This window comes from Streptomyces sp. V2I9, from assembly GCF_030817475.1.
Classification (GTDB): domain Bacteria; phylum Actinomycetota; class Actinomycetes; order Streptomycetales; family Streptomycetaceae; genus Streptomyces.
The window spans coordinates 2696075-2715591 of the sequence record NZ_JAUSZJ010000002.1; the positions used below are offsets into that span (position 1 = coordinate 2696075).

Below are 19517 nucleotides of genomic sequence, written 5' to 3' on the forward strand. Positions count from 1 at the left end.
AATACGTCAGTATGGAGTGTCGTTAGCACTCATTGAGTGAGAGTGCCAGGAGGAGCAAGTGCCGACCTATCAGTACCAGTGCACCGAGTGCGGCGAGGGCCTCGAGGCGGTGCAGAAGTTCACCGATGACGCCCTGACCGTGTGCCCGAGCTGCGACGGACGCCTGAAGAAGGTGTTCTCCGCGGTCGGCATCGTCTTCAAGGGATCCGGTTTCTACCGGAACGACAGCCGTGGCTCCTCGTCGAGCAGCACGCCGGCGTCGACGTCCTCGAAGTCGTCCGACTCCACGTCGTCCTCGTCGTCGGGTTCGGACACGAAGGCGAGCGCGTCGTCGTCCGCCTCCTCCTCGTCGTCGGCCTCCGCGCCGGCCTCGTCGAGCAGTACGTCGGCCGCCTGAGCCCGCGTACGCCCCACCCGCTTTTCCCTGGACCCCGCCGAGTTCTCTCGGCGGGGTCCCGGCGTCGGGCGGGCGTCCGAGAAGCGACACCTGTACGGGGCTTCACGCGGGCGGCCGTCGGGCGGGGCCCTCCGTGCGGATACGGTGACCGCATGGCGAACGCACATACGGACACGGGCTCCGGTACGGGTACGGCGAGCACGGGCGCGGCGGCGACACGTACCGGCGCGGCGGGCACGGGTACGGCGGGTGCCGAGGGCGCGGCGGAGATCGGTGTCATCGGCGGCTCGGGCTTCTACTCCTTCCTGGAGGACGTCACCGAGGTCTCCGTGGACACCCCTTACGGCAAGCCGAGCGACTCGGTCTTCCTGGGCGAGCTCGGCGGCCGGAAGGTCGCCTTCCTGCCCCGCCACGGACGCGGCCACCACCTGCCGCCGCACCGCATCAACTACCGGGCCAACCTGTGGGCGCTGCGCTCCGTAGGAGTCCGGCAGGTGCTCGGGCCGTGCGCGGTGGGCGGGCTGCGCCCGGAGTTCGGACCGGGCACCCTGCTCGTCCCCGATCAGCTGGTGGACCGCACCAGGACCCGCGTGCAGACCTTCTACGACGGTGAGCCCCGGCTCGACGGAACCGTGCCCAACGTCGTGCATCTGGGCTTCGCCGACCCGTACTGCCCCGAGGGCCGCAAGGCGGCGCTCGCGGCGGCTCGCGGACGGGAGTGGGAGCCGGTGGACGGCGGCACTCTGGTGGTGGTCGAGGGCCCCCGGTTCTCGACGCGCGCGGAGTCGCGCTGGCACGCGGCGATGGGCTGGTCGGTCGTGGGCATGACAGGGCACCCGGAGGCGGTCCTCGCCCGTGAGCTGGGACTCTGCTACACCACGATGACCCTGGTGACCGATCTGGACGCGGGGGCCGAGGCGGGCGAGGGCGTCTCGCACGAGGAAGTGCTCCAGGTGTTCGCGGCCAACGTGGACCGGCTCCGCTCGGTCCTGTTCGACGCGGTGGCGGGACTGCCGAAGACGGAAAGCCGCGACTGCGCCTGCGCCCGTGCGCTGGACGGGATCGATACGGGGATCGCGCTGCCGTAGCGGGGACCGCAGCGGGTCTGCGTGACGCGTCGGCGTGACGCGTCGGCACAGGCGGGCGTCGTGATGTGTCGGCACGGGCGGGGGTCGTGATGTGTCGGCGCGGGGCTTCAGTGCGGGGCCCCGGTGCGGGGCGGTCCGCCTGTCTGCCTGTCTGCCTGTCTGCCGCACCAGGTGCTGTCGCAGGCTGCCGCGCCGGACGCCGTAGCGGGTTGCCGCCTCCCCTCCGGACGGGGCGGGACCGGGCCGGACCGGGGGCCCTCACCGGATCGGGTGACGGTTTTTTCCCCATCCCAGAGGCTGTCCACAGGCCTCAGCGGGATCTGCTCGGACCGTGGAAAGTAAGGGGAGTTCGGCCGGATCAACCGGAACGGACTCCCCTTTTCCTGCTTCCCGGCGCTTCTCCTTTGCGCACGTTCCTGCTTTTCTGCGCTTCTCCTTGCGCACGTCGGCCCGATCCCAGGTGGTGCCATGTCCCGGTCCTCGTCTCCGCCCACGCCCGCGTCCGCTTCGCCCCTCCCCTCCACCCCCTCCTGGTGCGCGCACGCGGGGCAGCGCTCCCCCGCCGTCTCGGCATCTCCTACCGGCTCCCCTCCCGCTTCCGCCTTCGGGGGACGCGGTGAACCGCCGCCCCGGCCGCCGTCGCCGGTGCCCGCACCGTGCGGGGTGGGGCCGTTCGCTCCGCTGCGGGTGCGGGGCGGTGGCCCGGACCGGCTCCGCCGGATGCTGCGCCGCCAGCGGCGCGCGGCCGCGACGGGTCTCGCGCTGGCGGGAGCGGCACTGGCCACCACGGGCCTCAGCGGCGCCGACGGGGAGGCCCGGCTGTCGGCGACGGCTCCGCCGGGGGCCGGCCGGGCGTCCGTGCGGCTGGTGTCCGCCCCGGTGCGGGTCGCGGACCCGGAGACGGTGCGGCTGCTGCGACCGGGCGACCGGGTCGATGTGATCGCGGTCGGTGACGCGGGCGGCGAAGCACGGGTGGTGGCCCGTGGGGCGCGGGTGGCGAAGGTGCCGGCGTCCGGAGCGGGAGCGGGGGCGGGGGCCGGTGAGGACACGGTGGACGATGGCGTCGTATCGGGGCCGGGGGCCGGGGCGCGTGCCGGGACGCTGGTGGTGTTGTCCGTGGAGCGGTCGACGGCCACGGCGCTGCTGGGCGCGGGGGTTTCGGGGCGGCTCGCCGTGGCGGTGTCGGATGGGCACTGATGGGAAGGGGCCCACTGTGGCGTGTCCGCCGTTCACCGACGGAAAGGGGCTCGCAGGTGGGCTGGAGGACGTCCAGCCGACCCGGACCGGCCTTGGGCGGCGGCCCCGCCGACCGGCCCTGCCCGTTCCCGCGCGGCGGTCCGGGCGGTGCCGACAGGGCCGTCGCTCCGAGCCCGCGCGAGGGCGGGTGACTCGCCGGGCCGCCCGTCAGATGTGGTGGGGCGGCTTCTCGTCCAGGAAACGCGCCAGATCTGCGGCGCTGCCGCCGGCCGGAGGCCGCTCGCCCCATCCCTGGTCCGTATCGTCCGCCGACTGCCGGTCCAGCGGATCGTCGAAGATCAGAACCGGTTTGGGCTTCGGTTCGCGGGGCTGCCGATCCTGCGGCTGCTGCTCCTGTTGCTTCGCATCGCGCGGTCGGGGGGCGGGGGCGGCACTCATATCTCCAGGGTACGGCGGCCCACCGCGAGGGGTGGGCCGCCGTAGGTCCGGGGAGGCGGAGGCCGGCGGACTTCGGATCGAGGACCCACGAGCCGGGCACGACGAGGGACGAGAAGGAAGGCGGACGCGGTCGGCCCCCTTCGGCCGTACCGGTGCTACCCGGCGTCCACGCGTCGGTCAGGACCGTCAACCGTAGGGGCGGGGATGCGCTGACCTAGAGGAGGGGTGGGCGGGGGGCCGGAGGGTGGGGGACGGGCTTGCGCGGGGGCGCGCAGGGACCGATCCGGGCGGATGCTTCACAGCGGCGGCCGGTCCGAGCGGGTGACTGAAGGCGGCGGCCGATCCGAGCGGGGGCTTGCGCGCCGGGTTCGTGCCGCCGGTACGTTCGCAGCGCATCGGTCCGCGTTCTCGCGGGCCCCTACCCGACCGGAGGAGCCGCACGATGACATCCGTGGACCCTGGGGGACCCGTGGAGCCGAAGAACACCGACGAGACCGCACGCCTCGGGGGTTCCGGCGCCGGAGCCGGGGCCGCCGGTGAAGTTGGGACCGAGGGAGCCGAAGGCGCCGGGGACGCCGAGGCCCCCGACTCCGCTGCCACCGCCGGCTCCGGGACGGGGGCGCCGGGGGCCGCGGCGGAGGGTGCGCCGATGGTGGACGCGTTGACCGATGTGGCCGGCCTCCGGGTCGGGCACGCCGAGGTCTCCGGGGCGGGTGCGTTGAGCGGCACGACTGTCGTCCTGGCACCCGAGGGCGGGGCCGTGGCCGCTGTGGACGTACGGGGCGGTGGGCCGGGCACGCGGGAGACGGACGCGCTGGACCCCCGCAACCTGGTGCAGCGGATCGACGCCGTCGTGCTCACGGGTGGCAGCGCGTACGGACTCGACGCAGCTTCCGGCGTGGTGGCCTGGCTGGAGGAGCAGGGCCGGGGAGTCCGGGTGGGGGCCGACCCGGCCCAGGTGGTGCCGGTCGTTCCCGCCGCCGCCCTCTTCGACCTCGGCCGGGGCGGTGACTGGCGGGCCCGTCCCGACGCCTCGACCGGCCGCGCCGCGGTGGAGGCGGCGGCCGCCACGGGTCCCGGTGCGCCCGTGGCCGAGGGCGGTGTGGGCGCGGGTACCGGCGCGGTGGCCGGCCAGCTCAAGGGCGGCATCGGCACGGCGAGCGTCCGCCTCGCCTCCGGGGTCACGGTGGCCGCCCTCGTCGCGGTGAACGCGGCGGGCGCCGTGGTGGACCCCCGGACCGGGGTGCTGTTCGGGGAGTACGGGGCGGAAGAGCCTCCGGCGCATCCCCCGGCCGGGGTCCACGCGGCGGCGGTACGACGTCTCGCGCGGGAGCGGGAGGAGACGGAGGCGGCCGGGGGTGGGGTGCCGCCGTTCAACACGACGATCGCGGTCGTCGCCACGGACGCCGACCTGACCCGCGCGCAGGCCCAGAAACTGGCGGGCACCGCGCACGACGGACTGGCGCGCGCGGTGCGCCCGGTCCATCTGCTGACCGACGGGGACACCGTGTTCACGCTGGCCACCGGGCAGAAGCCGGTGCCGACGGGGGATCCGGGTGCGGTCAACGAGATCCTGGCGGCGGGCGCCGATGTCCTGGCGCGCGCCATCGTGAAGGCCGTGCGCGCGGCCCGGAGCACGCGGAGTCCGGGCGGCAGGACCCTCTCGTACACGGAGCTGTACGGCTAGGCGCACGGGAAGACGAAGCGAGGGGGGAGGGACGCACGGGGAGATCGAGGGGACGGGAGCGGGAGAGGCGCACGGGGAGGAGGAGAAGCGGGAGCGGCAGGGGCGCACGGCGGGATCGAGTGGAAGGGAGCTTGAGGGGCGCACGGGGAGAGCGAAAGGCAGGAGCGGGAGGCCAGGTGGGGGCGCGTTCGGGGTGCAGGAGGGGCGCGCGAAGAACGGCCGACTCCCCACTCCTGCACGGGAGTTCACCCCCAACCGCCCGAAATGCGCCGGGAACAAGCGGGGAACTTTCTGCGTGGGCCTTACGTTTTTATGAACCCCGGTCACGATGTCGGACCCAGGGACTACGTTGAGCACGCACCAAGTAACACGCGGCGACGGCCTGGAGACACCACCTTGAGCGATCCGTACGAGACAACCGAGCACCACCTCGACCGACTCCTGCGACGCGCCCTCAACTCCTTCGACCTGCCCGACAACACGGTCGACCGCCTCGGTACCGCGCTCGCCCACAGCAGTTCGCTGCACTCGTCGCACCACAGCGCGGAGCTGCACCGCGAGACCTACCGGCACACATATCTCCTCGCCGACGGCTCCGCCCTGACGCTGTGGGAGCTGGTGTACAGCGAGGGCCGCGACGTGCGGAACCCTCCTCGGCACGAGGTGTTCGACGAGGAGGGCGACGCCCGTATCGCAGCGTCCCGGCTGGCCGGAGGCTTTTCCGACTCCCCGTTCTTCGGTGACGAGGGCGGGCAGGAGGCGCCGGGAGACCTGGAGATGCTGACGGTGCTGATGTCCGCACCTCCGACCGCGCTCCCCCGCACGTACTCACCGGACAACTCGGCGGACCACGCCCGCCGGGTGCTGCGCCGCGCGGAGAACGCCGACCGGCCGGGCGAACAGAAGGCGCGGCTGCTCCGGGCCGCCTTCGCCCACCACATCACCCAGATCTTCGGGCGCCAGTGCGATGTCGATGGCCGGTCGGCCGGATTCACGCTCTACGAGCACGCGTTCCTGCTGCTGGACGGCAGTGAGACGAGCCTCTGGGAGGTCGAGCACACGGCGACGCCCGACGGCCGTCACATGTGCGAGGTGTACGAGGACGAGCAGACCGCCCGCGCGGCGATGGAGAGCCGCGCACGGATCTGCTGACCCTGCGGAACCCGCCCCGCCTGACCGCTGCAGGACGGGTTCCGCCGCTCGCCGGGTGTCACGCCGCGTCCGCCGCGGCCTCGCCGTCCGCGTGGGCGCGCGACCGGGCCGGGAGCGCGAACATCACCAGGAAGATCACCGCGAGCACTCCGGCCACCCACCACAGCGTCTGCTGGAACGCGTCCACGAACGCGGGACCGACCTCGGCGGGCGCCAGCCGGTCCCCGATCGCCCCGAAGAAGACGACGGACACCAGGCCGAGGCCGAGCGCCGTGCCCATCTGCTGCACGGTGTTGATCAGGCCGGATGCCGAACCGGCGTGCTCCTTGGGCACGTCGGAAAGCACCGCGTCGGTCAGCGGGGCCACGATCAGCCCCATCCCCACGCCCATGACCACCAGCGGAACAGCCATCTGAAGGGATGTGATGCCCATGCCGTACCGCTCGCTCTCCCACAGGTAGATCAGCAGACCGGCGATCATGAGGAGCGCGCCGGCCTGGAGGACCTTGCGGCCGAAACGGGGTACCAGCTTCTGTACGGAGATCCCGGCGGCCACCGAGACGGCCACGGAGAACGGGACGCCCGTCGTACCGGCGCGCAGCACGCTCCAGCCGAGCCCCGTCTGCATGTACAGGGTCCAGACCAGGAAGAAGATGCCGAGGCCGACGCCGAAGGTCAGCTGCACGGCGATGCCGGCGGCGAAGCTCTTGATCCGGAACAAGGAGAGTTCGATCAGCGGCGAGCCGTCGGTCATCGCCTTGTGCCGCTGGTACCGGACCAGCGCGCCGAAGACGAGCAGGCTCCCCACCATGGAGAGGTGGCCCCAGAGCGGCCAGCCCAGCTCGTGCCCCCGCGTGAGCGGGTAGATGAGCATCAGCATGGCCAGGGTGATCAGGGCGACGCCCGGCAGGTCGAGCCGGACCGCCGCGGGCGCCTTCGACTCGCCGATGAACTTCGCGCCGAGGATCAGTCCCGCGATGCCGACGGGCAGGTTGATCAGGAAGATCGGCCGCCAGCCGAGCCCGAAGAAGTCCCCCTGCGTGAGCAGCGCGCCGAGCAGCGGACCGGAGACCGCGCCGAGCCCGACGATCGCGCCGAAGAGTCCGAAGACCTTGCCGCGTTCGTGCGCGGGGAAGGTGGCGTGCACGATCGACAGGACCTGCGGCACCATCAGCGCGGCCGTCGCCCCCTGGAGGATGCGGGCCGCGACCAGCATCTCGGGGCCGGTCGCGAATCCGCAGAGCGCCGAGGCCAGCGTGAAACCGCCGATGCCGATGAGGAAAAGGCGCTTGCGCCCGTAGATGTCGCCGAGCCGGCCGCCCGTGATCAGCCCGGCCGCGAACGCGAGGGCGTAACCGGCGGTGATCCACTGGATCGCGGAGACCGACGCCTTGGTCTCCTGCTGGATGCTGGGGATCGCGATGTTGACGATCGTGACGTCGACCAGGTCCATGAAGGCCGCGGTCATCACGATGGCGAGCGCGAACCAGCGCCGCCGGTCGGTCCCGGCGGCCGGGGCGACCCCGGTGACCGGGGCGGCCGGCCTGGTCGTGGTGACCGGTCCGGTCGGCGGGGCCGAGGCGGACGGATCGAGCTGTGGTGCCGCGAGCGGCGAGGGTGCGGAAGAAGGCATGGCAGAAACCTAAACAGCCAATAGGTCAGATCATGACCTGTTGGTTCGGCACCCTGGGTGCCATGACTGACACTCCGGCACGACTGCTGAAACTGCTGTCGCTCCTCCAGACCCCCCGCGAGTGGCCGGGCGGCGAACTGGCCGAGCGGCTCGACGTCAGCCCGCGCACGATCCGCCGCGACATCGACCGGCTGCGCGACCTGGGCTACCCGGTCGAAGCCTCGCGCGGCTCGGTGGGCGGCTACCGCCTGGTGGCGGGCGCCGCCATGCCGCCCCTCCTGCTGGACGACGAGGAGGCGGTGGCCATCGCGGTCGGGCTGCGCGCGGGGGCGGGGCACGCGATCGAAGGCGTCGACGAGGCGTCCGTGCGGGCGCTGGCGAAGCTGGAACAGGTGCTCCCCTCCCGGCTACGGCACCGGGTCTCCGCCCTCCAGAACGCCACGGTGGCGCTGACCAGGGGCGACGGATCCACCATCGACCCGCGGACCCTGACGACGCTGGCTTCGGCGGCGACCGGGCGGGAGCGGCTGAGGTTCGCGTACCGCAGCGGCGACGGCACCCGGACGAAGCGCCAGGTCGAGCCGTACCGGCTGGTGAGCGCCGGGCAGCGCTGGTACCTGGTGGCGTACGACCTCGGGCGGGAGGACTGGCGTACGTTCCGGGTGGACCGGGTCGGCGAGCCGTACGCGACGGGGGCGCGGTTCACACCGAGGCCGCTGCCCGTCGACGACGCGCCGGGACCTGCGGGAAGCGGTGGGGACGGGACGCGGTCAGACGGCGCGCGGCCGGACGGGGCGGGGGGCGGGGGCGATGACGCGGCGACGTTCCTGACCCGCTCGATGCGGCGGATGCAGCCGGAGCTGCGGCTCGACGTGTGGTTCGGCGCACCGGCGGAGTTCGTGGCGGCGCGGCTGCCCGCGCACCTCGGCACGCCGGAACCGGACGGGGAAGGCGGCTGCCGGCTGCGATCCTCGTGCACCGATTCGCTGGAGTGGGTGGCGCTGCGGCTGGCACTGGTGGACTGCGAGTTCTCCGCGCAGGGGCCTCCGCACCTGGTGGAGTACCTCGAGAACCTGGGCTCCCGGCTGACCCGCGCGTCCCGACCCCGATGACCCCGCGCACCCCGGCCCGGGAAACATGCCTGGAGCAGGTGCGGCACCCGCGCCGGGGGGCGGGCCCGGAACAGGGGTGAGCCCCGACGCCGGGGGGGGTGGGCGCCGGGGCTCAGCTCGGGGACCGGAAAACCGGTCGGTCGACCGGAAGGACCCGGTCGGTCGGCCGGTGCGAACCGGCTTGATGGGGAGATTACGGGGTTATGGGCTCAGGCCACAGCGTCAAAGCCCGTGTCGTGCGCCATTCGCTTCAATTCGAGCAGCGCGTGCTTCTCGATCTGGCGGATCCGCTCCCGCGTGAGGCCGTGCTGCTTGCCCACTTCGGTCAGGGTCCGCTCGCGCCCGTCCTCGATGCCGTACCGCATCTTGATGATGGAGGCGGTCCTGTTGTCGAGCTTGCCGATCAGGTCCTCCAGCTCCTCGCTGCGGAGCAGGGTCATCACCGACTGCTCGGGCGAGACGGCGGAGGTGTCCTCCAGCAGGTCGCCGAACTGGGTGTCGCCGTCGTCGTCCACGGACATGTTGAGGCTGACCGGGTCGCGGGCCCAGTCCAGCACGTTCCCGACGCGCTCGGCGTTGGAGTCGAGCTCGGCGGCGATCTCCGCGTGCTCCGGGTCGCGCCCGTGCTCACGGTTGAACTCGCGCTGGACCCGGCGGATCCGGCCGAGCTCCTCCACCAGGTGGACGGGGAGCCGGATCGTGCGGGACTGGTCGGCGATGGACCGGGTGATGGCCTGCCGGATCCACCAGGTCGCGTACGTGGAGAACTTGAAGCCCTTGGCGTAGTCGAACTTCTCGACCGCGCGCACCAGGCCGGCGTTGCCCTCCTGGATCAGGTCGAGCAGAGGGAGCCCCGCGCGCGGGTAGCGGCGGGCCACGGCGACGACGAGCCGGAGGTTGGAACGGATGAATATGTCCTTGGCGCGCTCGCCCTCGGCGACCAGCGCCTCCAGCTCCTCACGCTTCGCACCCCCGGCGGCGCTCTCCACCTCGCCGTCGAGGATCTGCTGGGCGTAGACACCGGCCTCGATGGTCTGGGAGAGGTCGACTTCCTTCGCGGCGTCGAGCAACGGGGTGCGGGCGATCTCGTCCAGGTACATGCCGACCAGGTCGCGATCGGCGATCTCCCCGCCCACGGCGCGAACACTGCTTGCCCGGTCGGTCCCACCGGAGGCGGTGGACGTACGACGGGCGACGGCACGGGCTGCCATGCGTGCTCCCTTGCTGAGTAGGTCGCGACACCCTTCCGGGTGCCCTGCATCCGATGGAAACAACGACTGGAATCCGGACAGAATTCCCATGCCGCACATTCATTTTCGCGATCATGCAGTACCCTGTCCGGCGCCGACCGTTGGACGCCGCCTCCAGGTACCCCCGGAAGCGCAGGTCAGAGCCGGCATCGAGGCCGATCCGACCCCTTTCCGGCTCCTCGGCCGGATACCCGCGATCGACGCGTCCATGAGACCGAGCTCACCTACGTGCCCGCCCCGCACCCGCTCGCCCTCCCCCGGACGGCCCCCGCCGAGCCGCGGACCGGCTGCCGCGCCCGGCCGCCCGGCGTCCGGTAGGGCCGGTCTCCGGTGAGGCCGAAATCCGGTGGGCGGTGTCCGGTGAGGCCGGGGCCCCGACGGGCTGTGCCCGACGAGCCGAACCCCCCTTTCCGTCTCGAAAGACGGCCGGGGCGGCGTTCGGGTTGCTCACGGCGTCCGCGACGTGCGGCCCCGGTGCCCGCGACGTACGCTCCCGGCGCCCGCGACGCCCCGGCCCGGGACTCCGGACCGGGAGACGCCGGGACCGCAACCCGATCCGCGCCGCCCCCGCCGCCGGTCGTCGCGGGGGCCACGCAGCGGTGATCAGCCGAACTGCACCGAGCGCTTGGCCAGCCCCATCCAGAAGCCGTCGATGACGCTCCGCCCCCGGTCCAGCTCGCCCTCCGCCGCGCCCAGCGTCACGAACAGCGGTGCGAAGTGCTCGGTGCGCGGATGGGCGAGCCTGCCGGCCGGGGACGTGTGCTCGAAGTCGATCAGTGCGTCGACGTCCCGGGCCCTCAGCGCACGGTCGCCCCAGTCGTCGAACTCCGCCGACCAGGCGGGAACGCCACCGCCCTGGTGCCGCAGGGCGGCCAGGTTGTGGGTGAAGAAGCCGCTGCCGACGATGAGCACGCCCTCGTCGCGCAGCGGGGCGAGCTTGCGCCCGATGTCCATCAGCTTCTGCGGGTCGAGGGTCGGCAGGGAGATCTGGAGTACGGGGATGCCGGCGTCCGGGAACATCTCGACCAGCGGGACGTACGCCCCGTGGTCGAGCCCCCGGTCCGGGATGTCCTGGACCGGGGTTCCGGCCCCGCGCAGCAGTTTGCGCACGCTGTCGGCGAGCCGCGGAGCGCCGGGGGCTCCGTACCGCACCCGGTAGTAGTGCTCGGGGAAGCCCCAGAAGTCGTACACGAGCGGCACGGTCTCGGTGGCGCCGAGGGCGAGCGGGGCCTCCTCCCAGTGGGCGGAGACCATCAGGATCGCGCGCGGGCGCGGCAGCTCCGCGGACCAGGCGGCGAGCTGGCCGGGCCAGACCGGGTCGTCGGCCAGCGGCGGCGCGCCGTGCGAGAGGTAGAGGGCGGGCATGCGCTCCGCGGTGGCTGTCATGACACTCCCATCCACGGGACACGGGGCCGGCCGCGCGGCCCCACGGGGGCGCCGGGAGATCCGGATCCGGTCACGAGTTCGTCAGAGCAGGAGTTCCCCGAGGTCATCCGGGGGATCGTTGTTCAGGGGTCCTGCGGAAACCTTGCGGGAGTTCCTTCGGATCCTCTACGGGGCTCTCCCGGGGCAGGCTTCTTGAAACTTCAAGTTCCTCTCCGGAGACCTTAGCCCTATCTAGTTAAACTTTCAAGAAAAGGTCGTACAGTGGAGTACATGACCACGGCATCCACCGGCGCGCCACGCTGGCTCACCGACGAGGAGCAGCACACCTGGCGCGCCTACCTGCATGCCACCACGCTGCTGGAGGACCATCTCGACCGCCAGTTGCAACGTGACGCCGGGATGCCGCACACCTACTACGGGCTGCTCGTCCAGCTCTCGCAGGCCCCGCGCCGCAGGATGCGGATGACGGAGCTGGCCCGTAACGCGAAGATCACCCGGTCCCGGCTCTCCCATGCCATCGCCCGGCTGGAGAAGAACGGCTGGGTACGCCGCGAGGACTGCCCTTCCGACAAGCGCGGCCAGAACGCGGTGCTCACCGACGACGGCTACGCGATGCTCCGCCGCTCGGCGCCGGGCCACGTCGAGGCCGTACGGCAGGCGATGTTCGACCGGCTCACGCCCGAGCAGGTGAGCAGCCTCGGCGAGATCATGCGGGTGCTCGCGTCCGGCCTGGAGCCGGAGGGCGCGGACGCGGATCTGCCCTGGCTCCGTTGAGCGGGGCTCGCTGAGCGGAACCAGGGCAGACCGGGGCAGGGCAGGGCGGTCGTCAGTGGGCGACGACCGGAATCCTGAACTCCTCCTCGGCCCCCGCGTCGGACGCACCGTCCGCCGCGCCCGGCCCCGCACCGGGACGGCCGGTGTTGATCAGGGCGAAGGCGATGGCGGCGGCGGCGACGAGGATGCCGACCGCCCACCAGATCGCCGCGGCGAAACCGCTGACCATGGCCTGGAGCTCCAGGAGCTTCGGGTCCGTGGCGCGGGCCGCGTGGTCGGCGACGTACGCGGTGGTGGCGCTCGCGGCGATGGTGTTCAGGAGGGCCGTGCCGATCGCGCCGCCGACCTGCTGTGAGGTGTTGACCATCGCGGAGGCCACCCCCGCGTCACGCGGCTCGATGCCGTGCGTGGCCAGGGACATCGCCGGCATGAACGCCGTACCCATACCGAGGCCGAGCAGCAGCATGCCGGGCAGGATGACGGCCGCGTAGCTGGTGTTCAGGTCGAGCTGGGTCAGGAGCAGCATGCCGATCGCGGCGACCAGGAAGCCCGGCCCCATCAGCAGGCGCGGCGGGACACGGGTCATCAGCCGGGTCCCGATCTGGGTGGAGCCGGTGATCATGCCCGCGATCATCGGGAGGAACGCGAAGCCGGTCTTGACCGGGGAGTAGCCCTTGACGACCTGGAGGTAGTAGGTCAGGAAGAGGAACAGTCCGAACATCGCGATGATGGCGAGACCCAGCGAGAGGTAGACCCCGCCGCGGTTGCGCTCGGTGAGGACGCGCAGCGGCAGCAGCGGCGACTTCACGCGCGCCTCGGTCACCACGAAGGCCAGCAGCAGCACGACGGCGGCGACGAACATGGCGATCGTCAGCCCGTCCGACCAGCCGGACGACTCGGCGCGGGTGAAGCCGTACACCAGGGCGACCAGGCCGAGCGTGGAGAGGACGACGCCGGGAATGTCCAGCGGTGCGCGGTTGCGGGCGCCGGAGGGCTCGCGGATGACGAAGTACGCTCCCGCGGCGGCGACGACGGCGAACGGGATGTTGACGAAGAACGTCCAGCGCCAGTTCAGGTACTCGGTGAGGAAGCCCCCGAGGATCAGCCCGACCGCGCCACCGCCACCGGCGATGGCCCCGTAGATGCCGAAGGCCTTGGCCCGCTCCTTGGCGTCGGTGAACATGACGGCGAGCAGGGAGAGGGCGGCCGGGGCGAGCAGGGCGCCGAAGACACCCTGGAGGGCGCGCGAGCCGAACATCATCGCCTCGTTCTGGGCCGCCCCGCCGAGCGCGGAGGCCAGCGCGAAGCCGATCAGGCCGACGACGAAGGTGCGCTTGCGGCCCCACAGGTCGGCGATCCGGCCGCCGAAGAGGAGGAGACCGCCGAAGGCGAGCGCATAGGCGGTGATGACCCACTGCTTGTTGCCGTCGGATATGCCGAGGTCGGTCTGGGCGGAGGGCAGCGCGATGTTCACGATGGTCGCGTCGAGGACGACCATCAGCTGGGCGAGCGCGATGAAGGCCAGGGCTTTCCAGCGGCTCGGATCGGGAAGAGCGGCATCGGCGATGCGCGACGTACCGGCAGTTTTTGACATGGGAGTAGCCACCTAGGGGCGTGCGAGGGCGCCGAGGGCACCGCGGAGGTCGGCGTCGGCGGTACGCGCTGGGGCGTACCCGCGACGGTTGCGTGGGCCGCCCGTACGTGACAGGGGCGTACGGGGCGGTGTCGAGGTGTTCGAGTGAGAGGAAGGAGAGGAGGGCCGGTGCTCGGGAGTGGGAAGAAGCCGAGGAGCGGCGGCGGGCCGGAAGGTTTCAGGTCGGCGCGGACGTCAGGAGCGCCGCAGGTCCTCCAAGGTCGCCGCCGAGCCGGGCAGTTCGGAGCGGGCCGGGGCCTCCAGCCCGTCCAGGAACAGCTGCAGATGACGGTGGGTGAACCGGTCGATGCCCTGGCAGGCGATGCCGGGGAGCGGTCGGGTGAGCTGGGAGAGGGCGACGAGTACGTCACCGACGGCGATGTCGGTACGCAGCCGCCCCGCGGACATGGCGCGCGCGACGAGCCCTTCGACGGCCTCTTCGAGGCGTCGGCGCTCGGTGAGCAGGTCGGGATGGTCCTTGTCGAAGACGCCGGAGATCATCGGGCACAGGGCGCCGACCCGTTCGTCGGCGGCCGCGTGGACGAAGCGGCTGAGCGCGGCGAACGGGTCGGACTCCGCGGCCACGGCCTCTTCGGCCCGGAGGGTGGTGCGGGAGGTGACGGCGAGGACGACCTCGTGGATGAGGGCGGCTCGGTCGGGGAAGTTGCGGTAGAGCGTGGCGTTGCCCACGCCCGCGCGGCGGGCGACGTCGTCCAGCGCCACGTCGGGGCCGAACTCGACGAACAGCTCGCGCGCGGCGGCGATGATCCGCTCACGGTTGCGCAGCGCGTCGGCCCGCGGGCGGGGTGTGCGGCACGGTGCGGTGGAGGCGGCACCCTTGTCGCTCTTGGTGCCGCCCGTGGCCTTGGCGCTGACGGCGCTCTTGGCGCTGACGGTGGCCTTGGCATCCCTGGTGCCCCTGATGCCCTTGGTGCTTACGGCACTCCTGGCGGCGGCCCCAGCGGCGACCTCCGTGACGATTCCGTCCTTCACGACGCTCCCGGACTCCATGACGACCTTCCCCCTTCCCTGTGCAGCGGGTTCCCCGTGCGGCGGGTCTCCCTGAACGGCCGACCGACCCCCGGCTCGTAACCGGGGACCACTCCCCCGCTTCAGCGGGGACATCTGTGCAAACGGGGAGAGGATCCCCGCTTATTTCGCCACCTGGAGTGATCCATGTCACACCTCTTCCGGGTGAAAACCCTCCGATCGGCGCACCCAGCGAGCGCCCGCGGGCCCTCCGGCCCAGGCTGATCGCCAGAGCGCAGTCAGGGGACGGCCGGCTGCCGCGGACCCCGAAGGCGCCTCTATGCAGCAGCCCCGCCACCGGATACGCAGACACCGCCGCCCGATCGCCCTGATCGGAGCGACCGCACTGGTCATAGCGGCCATGGCATCAGCCAGCACCACCCTCCCCACCGGCGGCCGCGCCTCGGCGGGCCCGGCGGCCACCACGCCGGACGCCGCGCTCGCGCCGTGCCGGATCTCCGCCGCCATGGGCGTACAGATGTCCGAGGGCCTGCCGACGCCGCCCGGCTACGCCCGGTCGACCGGAAAGATCAGGGCACTCAACCTGATGATCGACTTCCCGGACGCGGAGGGCACGGAACCGGCGGCGGAGCGGTACGCGGAATTCTTCCCGCAGACCTCCGATTGGTTCAGGACCAGCTCGTACGGGCGGCTCGACTACCGGTCCGAGGCCCCCGTCCAGGACTGGCTGCGGATGCCCGCGCCGTTCGCGGAGTACGGGATGGAGCGCGGCTCACCGTTCGAGCCGGGCTACCGCCAGCTCGTGAAGGACATCGTCGCGGCCGCCGACCCGCGGGTCGACTTCTCGGCGTACGACCTGATCAACGTCCTCGTCACCCCGAACGCCGGCCCCTCCGCCCTGGACACCGTTCTCTCGGTGACCTTCTCCGGCAACGACGAGGCCCCGGAGGCGGACGGCGTACCGCTCTCGAACACATCCTTCGTCTACAGCCGCCAGGACGACGGTTCGGGGTCGTACGCCCGAACCGGATACCGCGTCCTGCCGCACGAGAACGGCCACGTCTTCGGGCTGCCCGACCTCTACACGATGGAGGGCGGCGGCTCGGTGGGGCACTGGGACATCATGTCGGAGGACTGGGGAGCCAACAACGACTTCCTGGCCTGGCACAAGTGGAAGCTCGGCTGGCTCGACAACGAACAGATCAGCTGCGCTTCCCGGCCCGGCGTCAGCGATCACACGCTCGGCCCGCTGGCCACCGAGGGCGGACCCAAGCTCGCGTTCGTCCCGCTGAGCGCGGAGTCCGGCTACGCCGTGGAGGTCCGTACAGCGGCGGGCAACGACGAGGCGGTCTGCCGGCCCGGAGTGCTGATCTACAAGGTCAGCTCCGACGTGGACACCGGCCAGGGCCCGGTCTCCGTCGCCGACGCCACCGAGGACAGCGGCGGCTGCACCCGCCGCCCCAACGTGCACGCGGAACTCTCCGATGCCCCGTTCCGCCCCGGCCAGACCTTCACCGACCGGGCCAACGGCGTACGGATATCCGTGCTGGACGAGGACGACGACGGCAACTACCGAGTACGGGTCACGCGGCCGTAGGGGCATGCCGGTCAGGGCCCCGGCGGGGGTCACGCCTGTGAAGGGCCCGCCCGTGAGGGGGTCCCCGGCGAGGGCCACGCCTGTGTGAGGCCCGGCCCGTGAGGCGGGCGGGGGCTTGGCTTGAGGGGTCACACGCCCCCGGTCCGGCCGACGATCGAGACCCACCCCTCACGGAGCACGGCGCGGTCCCCCGTACGGAACCAGCCGCCGTCGCCGAAGGCCGCCTCGGTCGCGGCAGCGTCACGCCAGTAGCCGCGGAACAGCGACTGGCCGCGCAACCACAGCTCCCCCTCCTCCCCGTCGGGCAGCCCCTCGCCGGACGGCCCGGCGATCCACACCTCGGTCACGGGGGTGGGACGGCCCGCGCCACCGGCGCCGGCGCCGGTACCGAGGCCGTCGCCGTCGCCGTCGCCGAAGGACGCGAGCACCGTGCCGCCGGTCTCGGCGAGGCCGTAGCCGCCCAGGGGAAGCGCACCGGTGCCCTGCGAGGCGCCCCCGCCCGGCTCGCCGGTCCGTTCCACCGGCGGGCCGGCTGCCGCCGGTTCGTCGGTCAGGTCGATGGCCCCTCCGACCGCCATCGCCCCGTAGAGCACGGTGAACGCGGCGGGATCGGGGAACGGGCACGTCAACCGGACGACCGGAGCGGAACCCAGCCCCGGAATGTCACCGCGCGCCAGGGCGGAGGCCGCTGCGTGGTAGCGGGGGTTGATCGCGGCCCCGGCCTGCGCGAGGTGGGTGGCCACCGCTCCCCTGGTTCGGCCCGCCGTGCGGGAGGTGTAGAGAATCGTGGCGTCGTCCTCGGGCCGGGGCTCCACGTCGGGCGGCGCGGCCAGCGGGTCGGGGGCGGGGAACTCCTCGTACCGCTCGATGCGCAGCCCCGGAGCCTCGCTCCCCGCCCCCTCTGAACCGGGGAGGAGGACGACGCGGGCCCCGGCCCGCCGGGCCCACCCGGCGGCCCGCTCCAGCCGCTCCCCGTCGACGAGGAGCACGGCGGGCTCGCAGTCGTCGAGGACCTGGACGAACGCGCCCTCGGTCCACCGGACATCGAGGGGCACGGCGACGAGTCCGGCCAACTGGGCTGCCCAGAAAGCGATCTGCCATGCCGGGAGGTTGAGCAGCGCGATCACGGCCCGGTCCCCGGAACGCAGGCCGTACCGCTCCCGCAGGCGTACGGCGAGGGCGGAGGCCGCGGCGAAGAACTCTCCGTAGGAACAGGTCCGTTCACCCGTGATCAGGAACGGTGCGTCCCTGTAGGCCCAGGTGGTCTCCACGAACTCCCGGAGCGTACGGGGCCCGTCGGCGTACTCCGGCACCCCCCGCTCCCCTACGACCACCGCGAAGGGCGCGCCGGGCGCGGTGAGGGACGCCTCGATACGCGCGGCGCGCCGGGCGCGCTCCGCGCCGTCCTCGGATGCCGGGGACGGCGGGGGCGGGGGCGGGGGCGGCTGAATGTGCGGCACGGACGGCCCTTCTCGCACTGGCGCTGACTGACGCACGTGACGCTATGCGGGCGGGGCCCCGCCGCCAAGACCGCCCCGGGGCGGGCACTCGCCCGACCCCGCCGGACAGCGCGGCCCGGCCACCCGGCCACCCGGCCCGCCCGGCAGTGGGCCCGCACACCACGTCGCCCTGCGCGACCGGGAGTTGCGGGCCGGGCAGGGCGACGTGGTGGTACGCGTTCGGGATCAGGCCCTGCGGGACCGCCAGAGCCAGGCCGACGTACCGGCGATCACGGTGAGGGCGATCAGGTTGGCGACCAGGGCCGGGGTGTCGCCTGCCGGAGCGATGGTGGTCTGGTCCCAGATGATGATGGCGATGCTCGGCAGAACGGCGGTGAGCAGGACGCCGACGACCTTCCGGACCGGGGCCCAGTGCACCGAGGTGCACAGCAGGACCGCGCCGACGATGCGGAACAGACCGCTGCAGAACTGCGCGGCGGGCACGTCGGGGAGGAGCATCGCGAGGAAGTAGGGGACGGTGAGCATCAGGAGCGGGACCATCGGGTGCACCTTGCCGCTCCGGGCCGGTGCGGCGGCACCCTGTATGCCCGCCTCCGCCAGCGCCGTGGCCGCGATCGTCCGCGGGTCCCCGAGGCCCGCGAGGATGTCGCCCACCGCGACCGCGGGCTGTTCCGCACGCGTCACCTCGATGTGCTCGGCGAGGTCCGCGAGCAGCTCCTGCCGGCGGCCGGCGGGAAGTGCGGAAGCCTCCCGCTCAACAGCGGCGAGGTAGTCGCGTACGGGGTCGGCGGTCGTCTTCATGCGAGGTCTCCGGCAGAGGTGTGGGGGGCGGTCAGGAAGGCGTCGACGGCGTTGCGGAAGTCCGGCCAGACGCGGGTGAATTCGTCGAGTGCGGCCCTGCCGCTCTCGGTGAGCGCGTAGTAGCGGCGGGGCGGGCCGGAGGTGGACTCCTGCCAGGAGGTGGTGACCAGGTCGTCACGGCGGAGCCGGGACAGCAGCGGGTAGACCGTGCCCTGACTGGTGGCCAGGGCCCCGGACCCCTCCAGCTCGCGCAGTAGCTCGACACCGTAACGAGGACGGTCCCGCATCAGTGCGAGCACGCAATACTCCAGCACTCCCTTGCGCAGCTGGGCGGCTGCCCGCGCCTGCTTGCTCGCATCGCCTGCTTCCATGCGATACACAGTACCCGACGAAACAAGGCCGAAGGCAAGCCCCCTCCGACCGCCTGGATCGTTCGCCCCCCCACCGGCCCCCTGGACACCCCGCTCCGCACCGACGCCCTGACACAGCCCCGCACATGTGACCACCAACCCGCAGAACGGCCGCCGCCCCACCCGCTACACTGGCGGCGGTACCCCGGCCCGCACGGCTGGGGCCGCCATGAGTACCGGCCTTCGTAGCTCAGGGGATAGAGCACCGCTCTCCTAAAGCGGGTGTCGCAGGTTCGAATCCTGCCGGGGGCACACTCTTCACCAGCATCGGACCCCGCGTCCGGCCAGGTCAGGCCGGGTGCGGGGCCCTTTTCGTTGCCTGCTGCTGCACGCTGACCGCCACCTCGGTACACCCTGGGTACAGCATCCCTACGAGGGCACACCTCCTAAATTCCTCCTACGGCCCCTTGAAGAAGTTGGCCAGCGGCCAGTTCCTCGGCGATCCGGAGGGGGAGCCCGTCCGGCACGGGTGCACGCTGCTCGGGGACCGCGTGCCCCCCCGACGGCGATGA

17 protein-coding genes and 1 tRNA gene are annotated in these 19517 nt (G+C 72.5%); 9 read left to right on the plus strand and 9 right to left on the minus strand.

Translation table 11 applies throughout. From position 1 onward, the window contains the following. Nucleotides 1–58: 58 nt before the first annotated feature. The 3 genes from QFZ71_RS11735 to QFZ71_RS11745 all read left to right on the plus strand — a co-directional run bounded on the left by QFZ71_RS11735 (nucleotide 59) and on the right by QFZ71_RS11745 (nucleotide 2682). A complete protein-coding gene (locus QFZ71_RS11735; RefSeq protein WP_307668190.1) occupies nucleotides 59–397 on the plus strand; it encodes an FmdB family zinc ribbon protein in 339 nt (112 codons plus the stop codon). A 152-nt stretch (nucleotides 398–549) separates the two neighbouring features. Beyond that, nucleotides 550–1485, plus strand: coding sequence for an S-methyl-5'-thioadenosine phosphorylase (locus QFZ71_RS11740; RefSeq protein WP_307668191.1), 936 nt, complete (start codon nucleotides 550–552; stop codon nucleotides 1483–1485). Between the two features lie 687 nt (nucleotides 1486–2172). Beyond that, complete coding sequence (locus tag QFZ71_RS11745; RefSeq protein ID WP_307671420.1) at nucleotides 2173–2682, plus strand: hypothetical protein; 510 nt, start codon at nucleotides 2173–2175, stop codon at nucleotides 2680–2682. 207 nt (nucleotides 2683–2889) lie between these two features. On the opposite strand, the gene QFZ71_RS11750 is transcribed toward QFZ71_RS11745, so the two are convergent. Then, the gene (locus QFZ71_RS11750) at nucleotides 2890–3120 is read right to left on the minus strand and encodes a hypothetical protein (RefSeq protein WP_307668192.1); all 231 of its coding nucleotides are present in this window, start codon (nucleotides 3118–3120) and stop codon (nucleotides 2890–2892) included. Nucleotides 3121–3769: 649 nt separating this feature from the next. Between QFZ71_RS11750 and QFZ71_RS11755 the strand changes: the two genes are divergently transcribed. Both QFZ71_RS11755 and QFZ71_RS11760 read left to right on the plus strand, forming a co-directional pair. Next, complete coding sequence (locus QFZ71_RS11755) at nucleotides 3770–4807, plus strand: P1 family peptidase (RefSeq protein WP_307671421.1); 1038 nt, start codon at nucleotides 3770–3772, stop codon at nucleotides 4805–4807. A 396-nt stretch (nucleotides 4808–5203) separates the two neighbouring features. After that, complete coding sequence (locus tag QFZ71_RS11760; protein WP_307668193.1) at nucleotides 5204–5959, plus strand: DUF6227 family protein; 756 nt, start codon at nucleotides 5204–5206, stop codon at nucleotides 5957–5959. A gap of 58 nt (nucleotides 5960–6017) precedes the next feature. On the opposite strand, the gene QFZ71_RS11765 is transcribed toward QFZ71_RS11760, so the two are convergent. Continuing rightward, nucleotides 6018–7592 carry an MFS transporter gene (locus QFZ71_RS11765; RefSeq protein WP_373465109.1) on the minus strand — a complete coding sequence of 525 codons (1575 nt, stop codon included), beginning with the start codon at nucleotides 7590–7592 and terminating at the stop codon, nucleotides 6018–6020. A gap of 62 nt (nucleotides 7593–7654) precedes the next feature. Between QFZ71_RS11765 and QFZ71_RS11770 the strand changes: the two genes are divergently transcribed. Beyond that, nucleotides 7655–8704 (plus strand): YafY family protein, encoded by a 1050-nt coding sequence (locus QFZ71_RS11770; RefSeq protein WP_307668194.1) that lies wholly within the window; start codon nucleotides 7655–7657, stop codon nucleotides 8702–8704. 209 nt (nucleotides 8705–8913) lie between these two features. Here QFZ71_RS11770 and QFZ71_RS11775 read toward each other — a convergent pair whose 3' ends face one another. Beyond that, nucleotides 8914–9915: an RNA polymerase sigma factor RpoD/SigA gene (locus QFZ71_RS11775; RefSeq protein ID WP_307668195.1), complete on the minus strand. Its 1002-nt coding sequence runs from the start codon at nucleotides 9913–9915 to the stop codon at nucleotides 8914–8916. Between the two features lie 642 nt (nucleotides 9916–10557). After that, on the minus strand, nucleotides 10558–11340 hold the full coding sequence (locus QFZ71_RS11780) for a dioxygenase (RefSeq protein ID WP_307668196.1): 783 nt from the start codon (nucleotides 11338–11340) through the stop codon (nucleotides 10558–10560). A 261-nt stretch (nucleotides 11341–11601) separates the two neighbouring features. On the opposite strand from QFZ71_RS11780, the gene QFZ71_RS11785 reads away from it, so the two are divergent. Beyond that, nucleotides 11602–12114 (plus strand): MarR family winged helix-turn-helix transcriptional regulator, encoded by a 513-nt coding sequence (locus QFZ71_RS11785; RefSeq protein ID WP_307668197.1) that lies wholly within the window; start codon nucleotides 11602–11604, stop codon nucleotides 12112–12114. 52 nt (nucleotides 12115–12166) lie between these two features. Here the strand turns inward: QFZ71_RS11785 and QFZ71_RS11790 are convergent, their stop codons facing one another. After that, on the minus strand, nucleotides 12167–13708 hold the full coding sequence (locus tag QFZ71_RS11790) for an MFS transporter (RefSeq protein WP_307668198.1): 1542 nt from the start codon (nucleotides 13706–13708) through the stop codon (nucleotides 12167–12169). Between the two features lie 234 nt (nucleotides 13709–13942). After that, on the minus strand, nucleotides 13943–14533 hold the full coding sequence (locus QFZ71_RS11795; RefSeq protein WP_307671423.1) for a TetR/AcrR family transcriptional regulator: 591 nt from the start codon (nucleotides 14531–14533) through the stop codon (nucleotides 13943–13945). A 523-nt stretch (nucleotides 14534–15056) separates the two neighbouring features. On the opposite strand from QFZ71_RS11795, the gene QFZ71_RS11800 reads away from it, so the two are divergent. Then, on the plus strand, nucleotides 15057–16334 hold the full coding sequence (locus QFZ71_RS11800; RefSeq protein WP_307668199.1) for a M6 family metalloprotease domain-containing protein: 1278 nt from the start codon (nucleotides 15057–15059) through the stop codon (nucleotides 16332–16334). Between the two features lie 128 nt (nucleotides 16335–16462). Here QFZ71_RS11800 and QFZ71_RS11805 read toward each other — a convergent pair whose 3' ends face one another. From QFZ71_RS11805 to QFZ71_RS11815, 3 genes are all read right to left on the minus strand, one after another. After that, entirely contained in the window at nucleotides 16463–17794 is a 1332-nt protein-coding gene (locus QFZ71_RS11805; protein WP_307668200.1) for a class I adenylate-forming enzyme family protein, read from the minus strand. Between the two features lie 225 nt (nucleotides 17795–18019). Next, complete coding sequence (locus tag QFZ71_RS11810) at nucleotides 18020–18595, minus strand: hypothetical protein (protein WP_307668201.1); 576 nt, start codon at nucleotides 18593–18595, stop codon at nucleotides 18020–18022. Continuing rightward, nucleotides 18592–18966 carry a PadR family transcriptional regulator gene (locus QFZ71_RS11815; protein WP_307668202.1) on the minus strand — a complete coding sequence of 125 codons (375 nt, stop codon included), beginning with the start codon at nucleotides 18964–18966 and terminating at the stop codon, nucleotides 18592–18594. The genes QFZ71_RS11810 and QFZ71_RS11815 overlap by 4 nt, the downstream gene beginning before the upstream one ends. 218 nt (nucleotides 18967–19184) lie before the next feature. On the opposite strand from QFZ71_RS11815, the gene QFZ71_RS11820 reads away from it, so the two are divergent. Continuing rightward, nucleotides 19185–19257: transfer RNA gene (locus tag QFZ71_RS11820), tRNA-Arg, on the plus strand. The last annotated feature ends 260 nt before the right edge of the window (nucleotides 19258–19517 follow it).

Coding starts and splice junctions, on each gene's coding strand:
- QFZ71_RS11790 (WP_307668198.1), bottom strand. CDS start 13,708: ATGTCAAAAACTGCCGGTACGTCGCGCATCGCCGATGCCGCTCTTCCC.
- QFZ71_RS11750 (WP_307668192.1), bottom strand. CDS start 3,120: ATGAGTGCCGCCCCCGCCCCCCGACCGCGCGATGCGAAGCAACAGGAG.
- QFZ71_RS11800 (WP_307668199.1), top strand. CDS start 15,057: ATGCAGCAGCCCCGCCACCGGATACGCAGACACCGCCGCCCGATCGCC.
- QFZ71_RS11755 (WP_307671421.1), top strand. CDS start 3,770: ATGGTGGACGCGTTGACCGATGTGGCCGGCCTCCGGGTCGGGCACGCC.
- QFZ71_RS11810 (WP_307668201.1), bottom strand. CDS start 18,595: ATGAAGACGACCGCCGACCCCGTACGCGACTACCTCGCCGCTGTTGAG.
- QFZ71_RS11775 (WP_307668195.1), bottom strand. CDS start 9,915: ATGGCAGCCCGTGCCGTCGCCCGTCGTACGTCCACCGCCTCCGGTGGG.
- QFZ71_RS11780 (WP_307668196.1), bottom strand. CDS start 11,340: ATGACAGCCACCGCGGAGCGCATGCCCGCCCTCTACCTCTCGCACGGC.
- QFZ71_RS11740 (WP_307668191.1), top strand. CDS start 550: ATGGCGAACGCACATACGGACACGGGCTCCGGTACGGGTACGGCGAGC.
- QFZ71_RS11770 (WP_307668194.1), top strand. CDS start 7,655: ATGACTGACACTCCGGCACGACTGCTGAAACTGCTGTCGCTCCTCCAG.
- QFZ71_RS11765 (WP_373465109.1), bottom strand. CDS start 7,592: ATGCCTTCTTCCGCACCCTCGCCGCTCGCGGCACCACAGCTCGATCCG.
- QFZ71_RS11815 (WP_307668202.1), bottom strand. CDS start 18,966: ATGGAAGCAGGCGATGCGAGCAAGCAGGCGCGGGCAGCCGCCCAGCTG.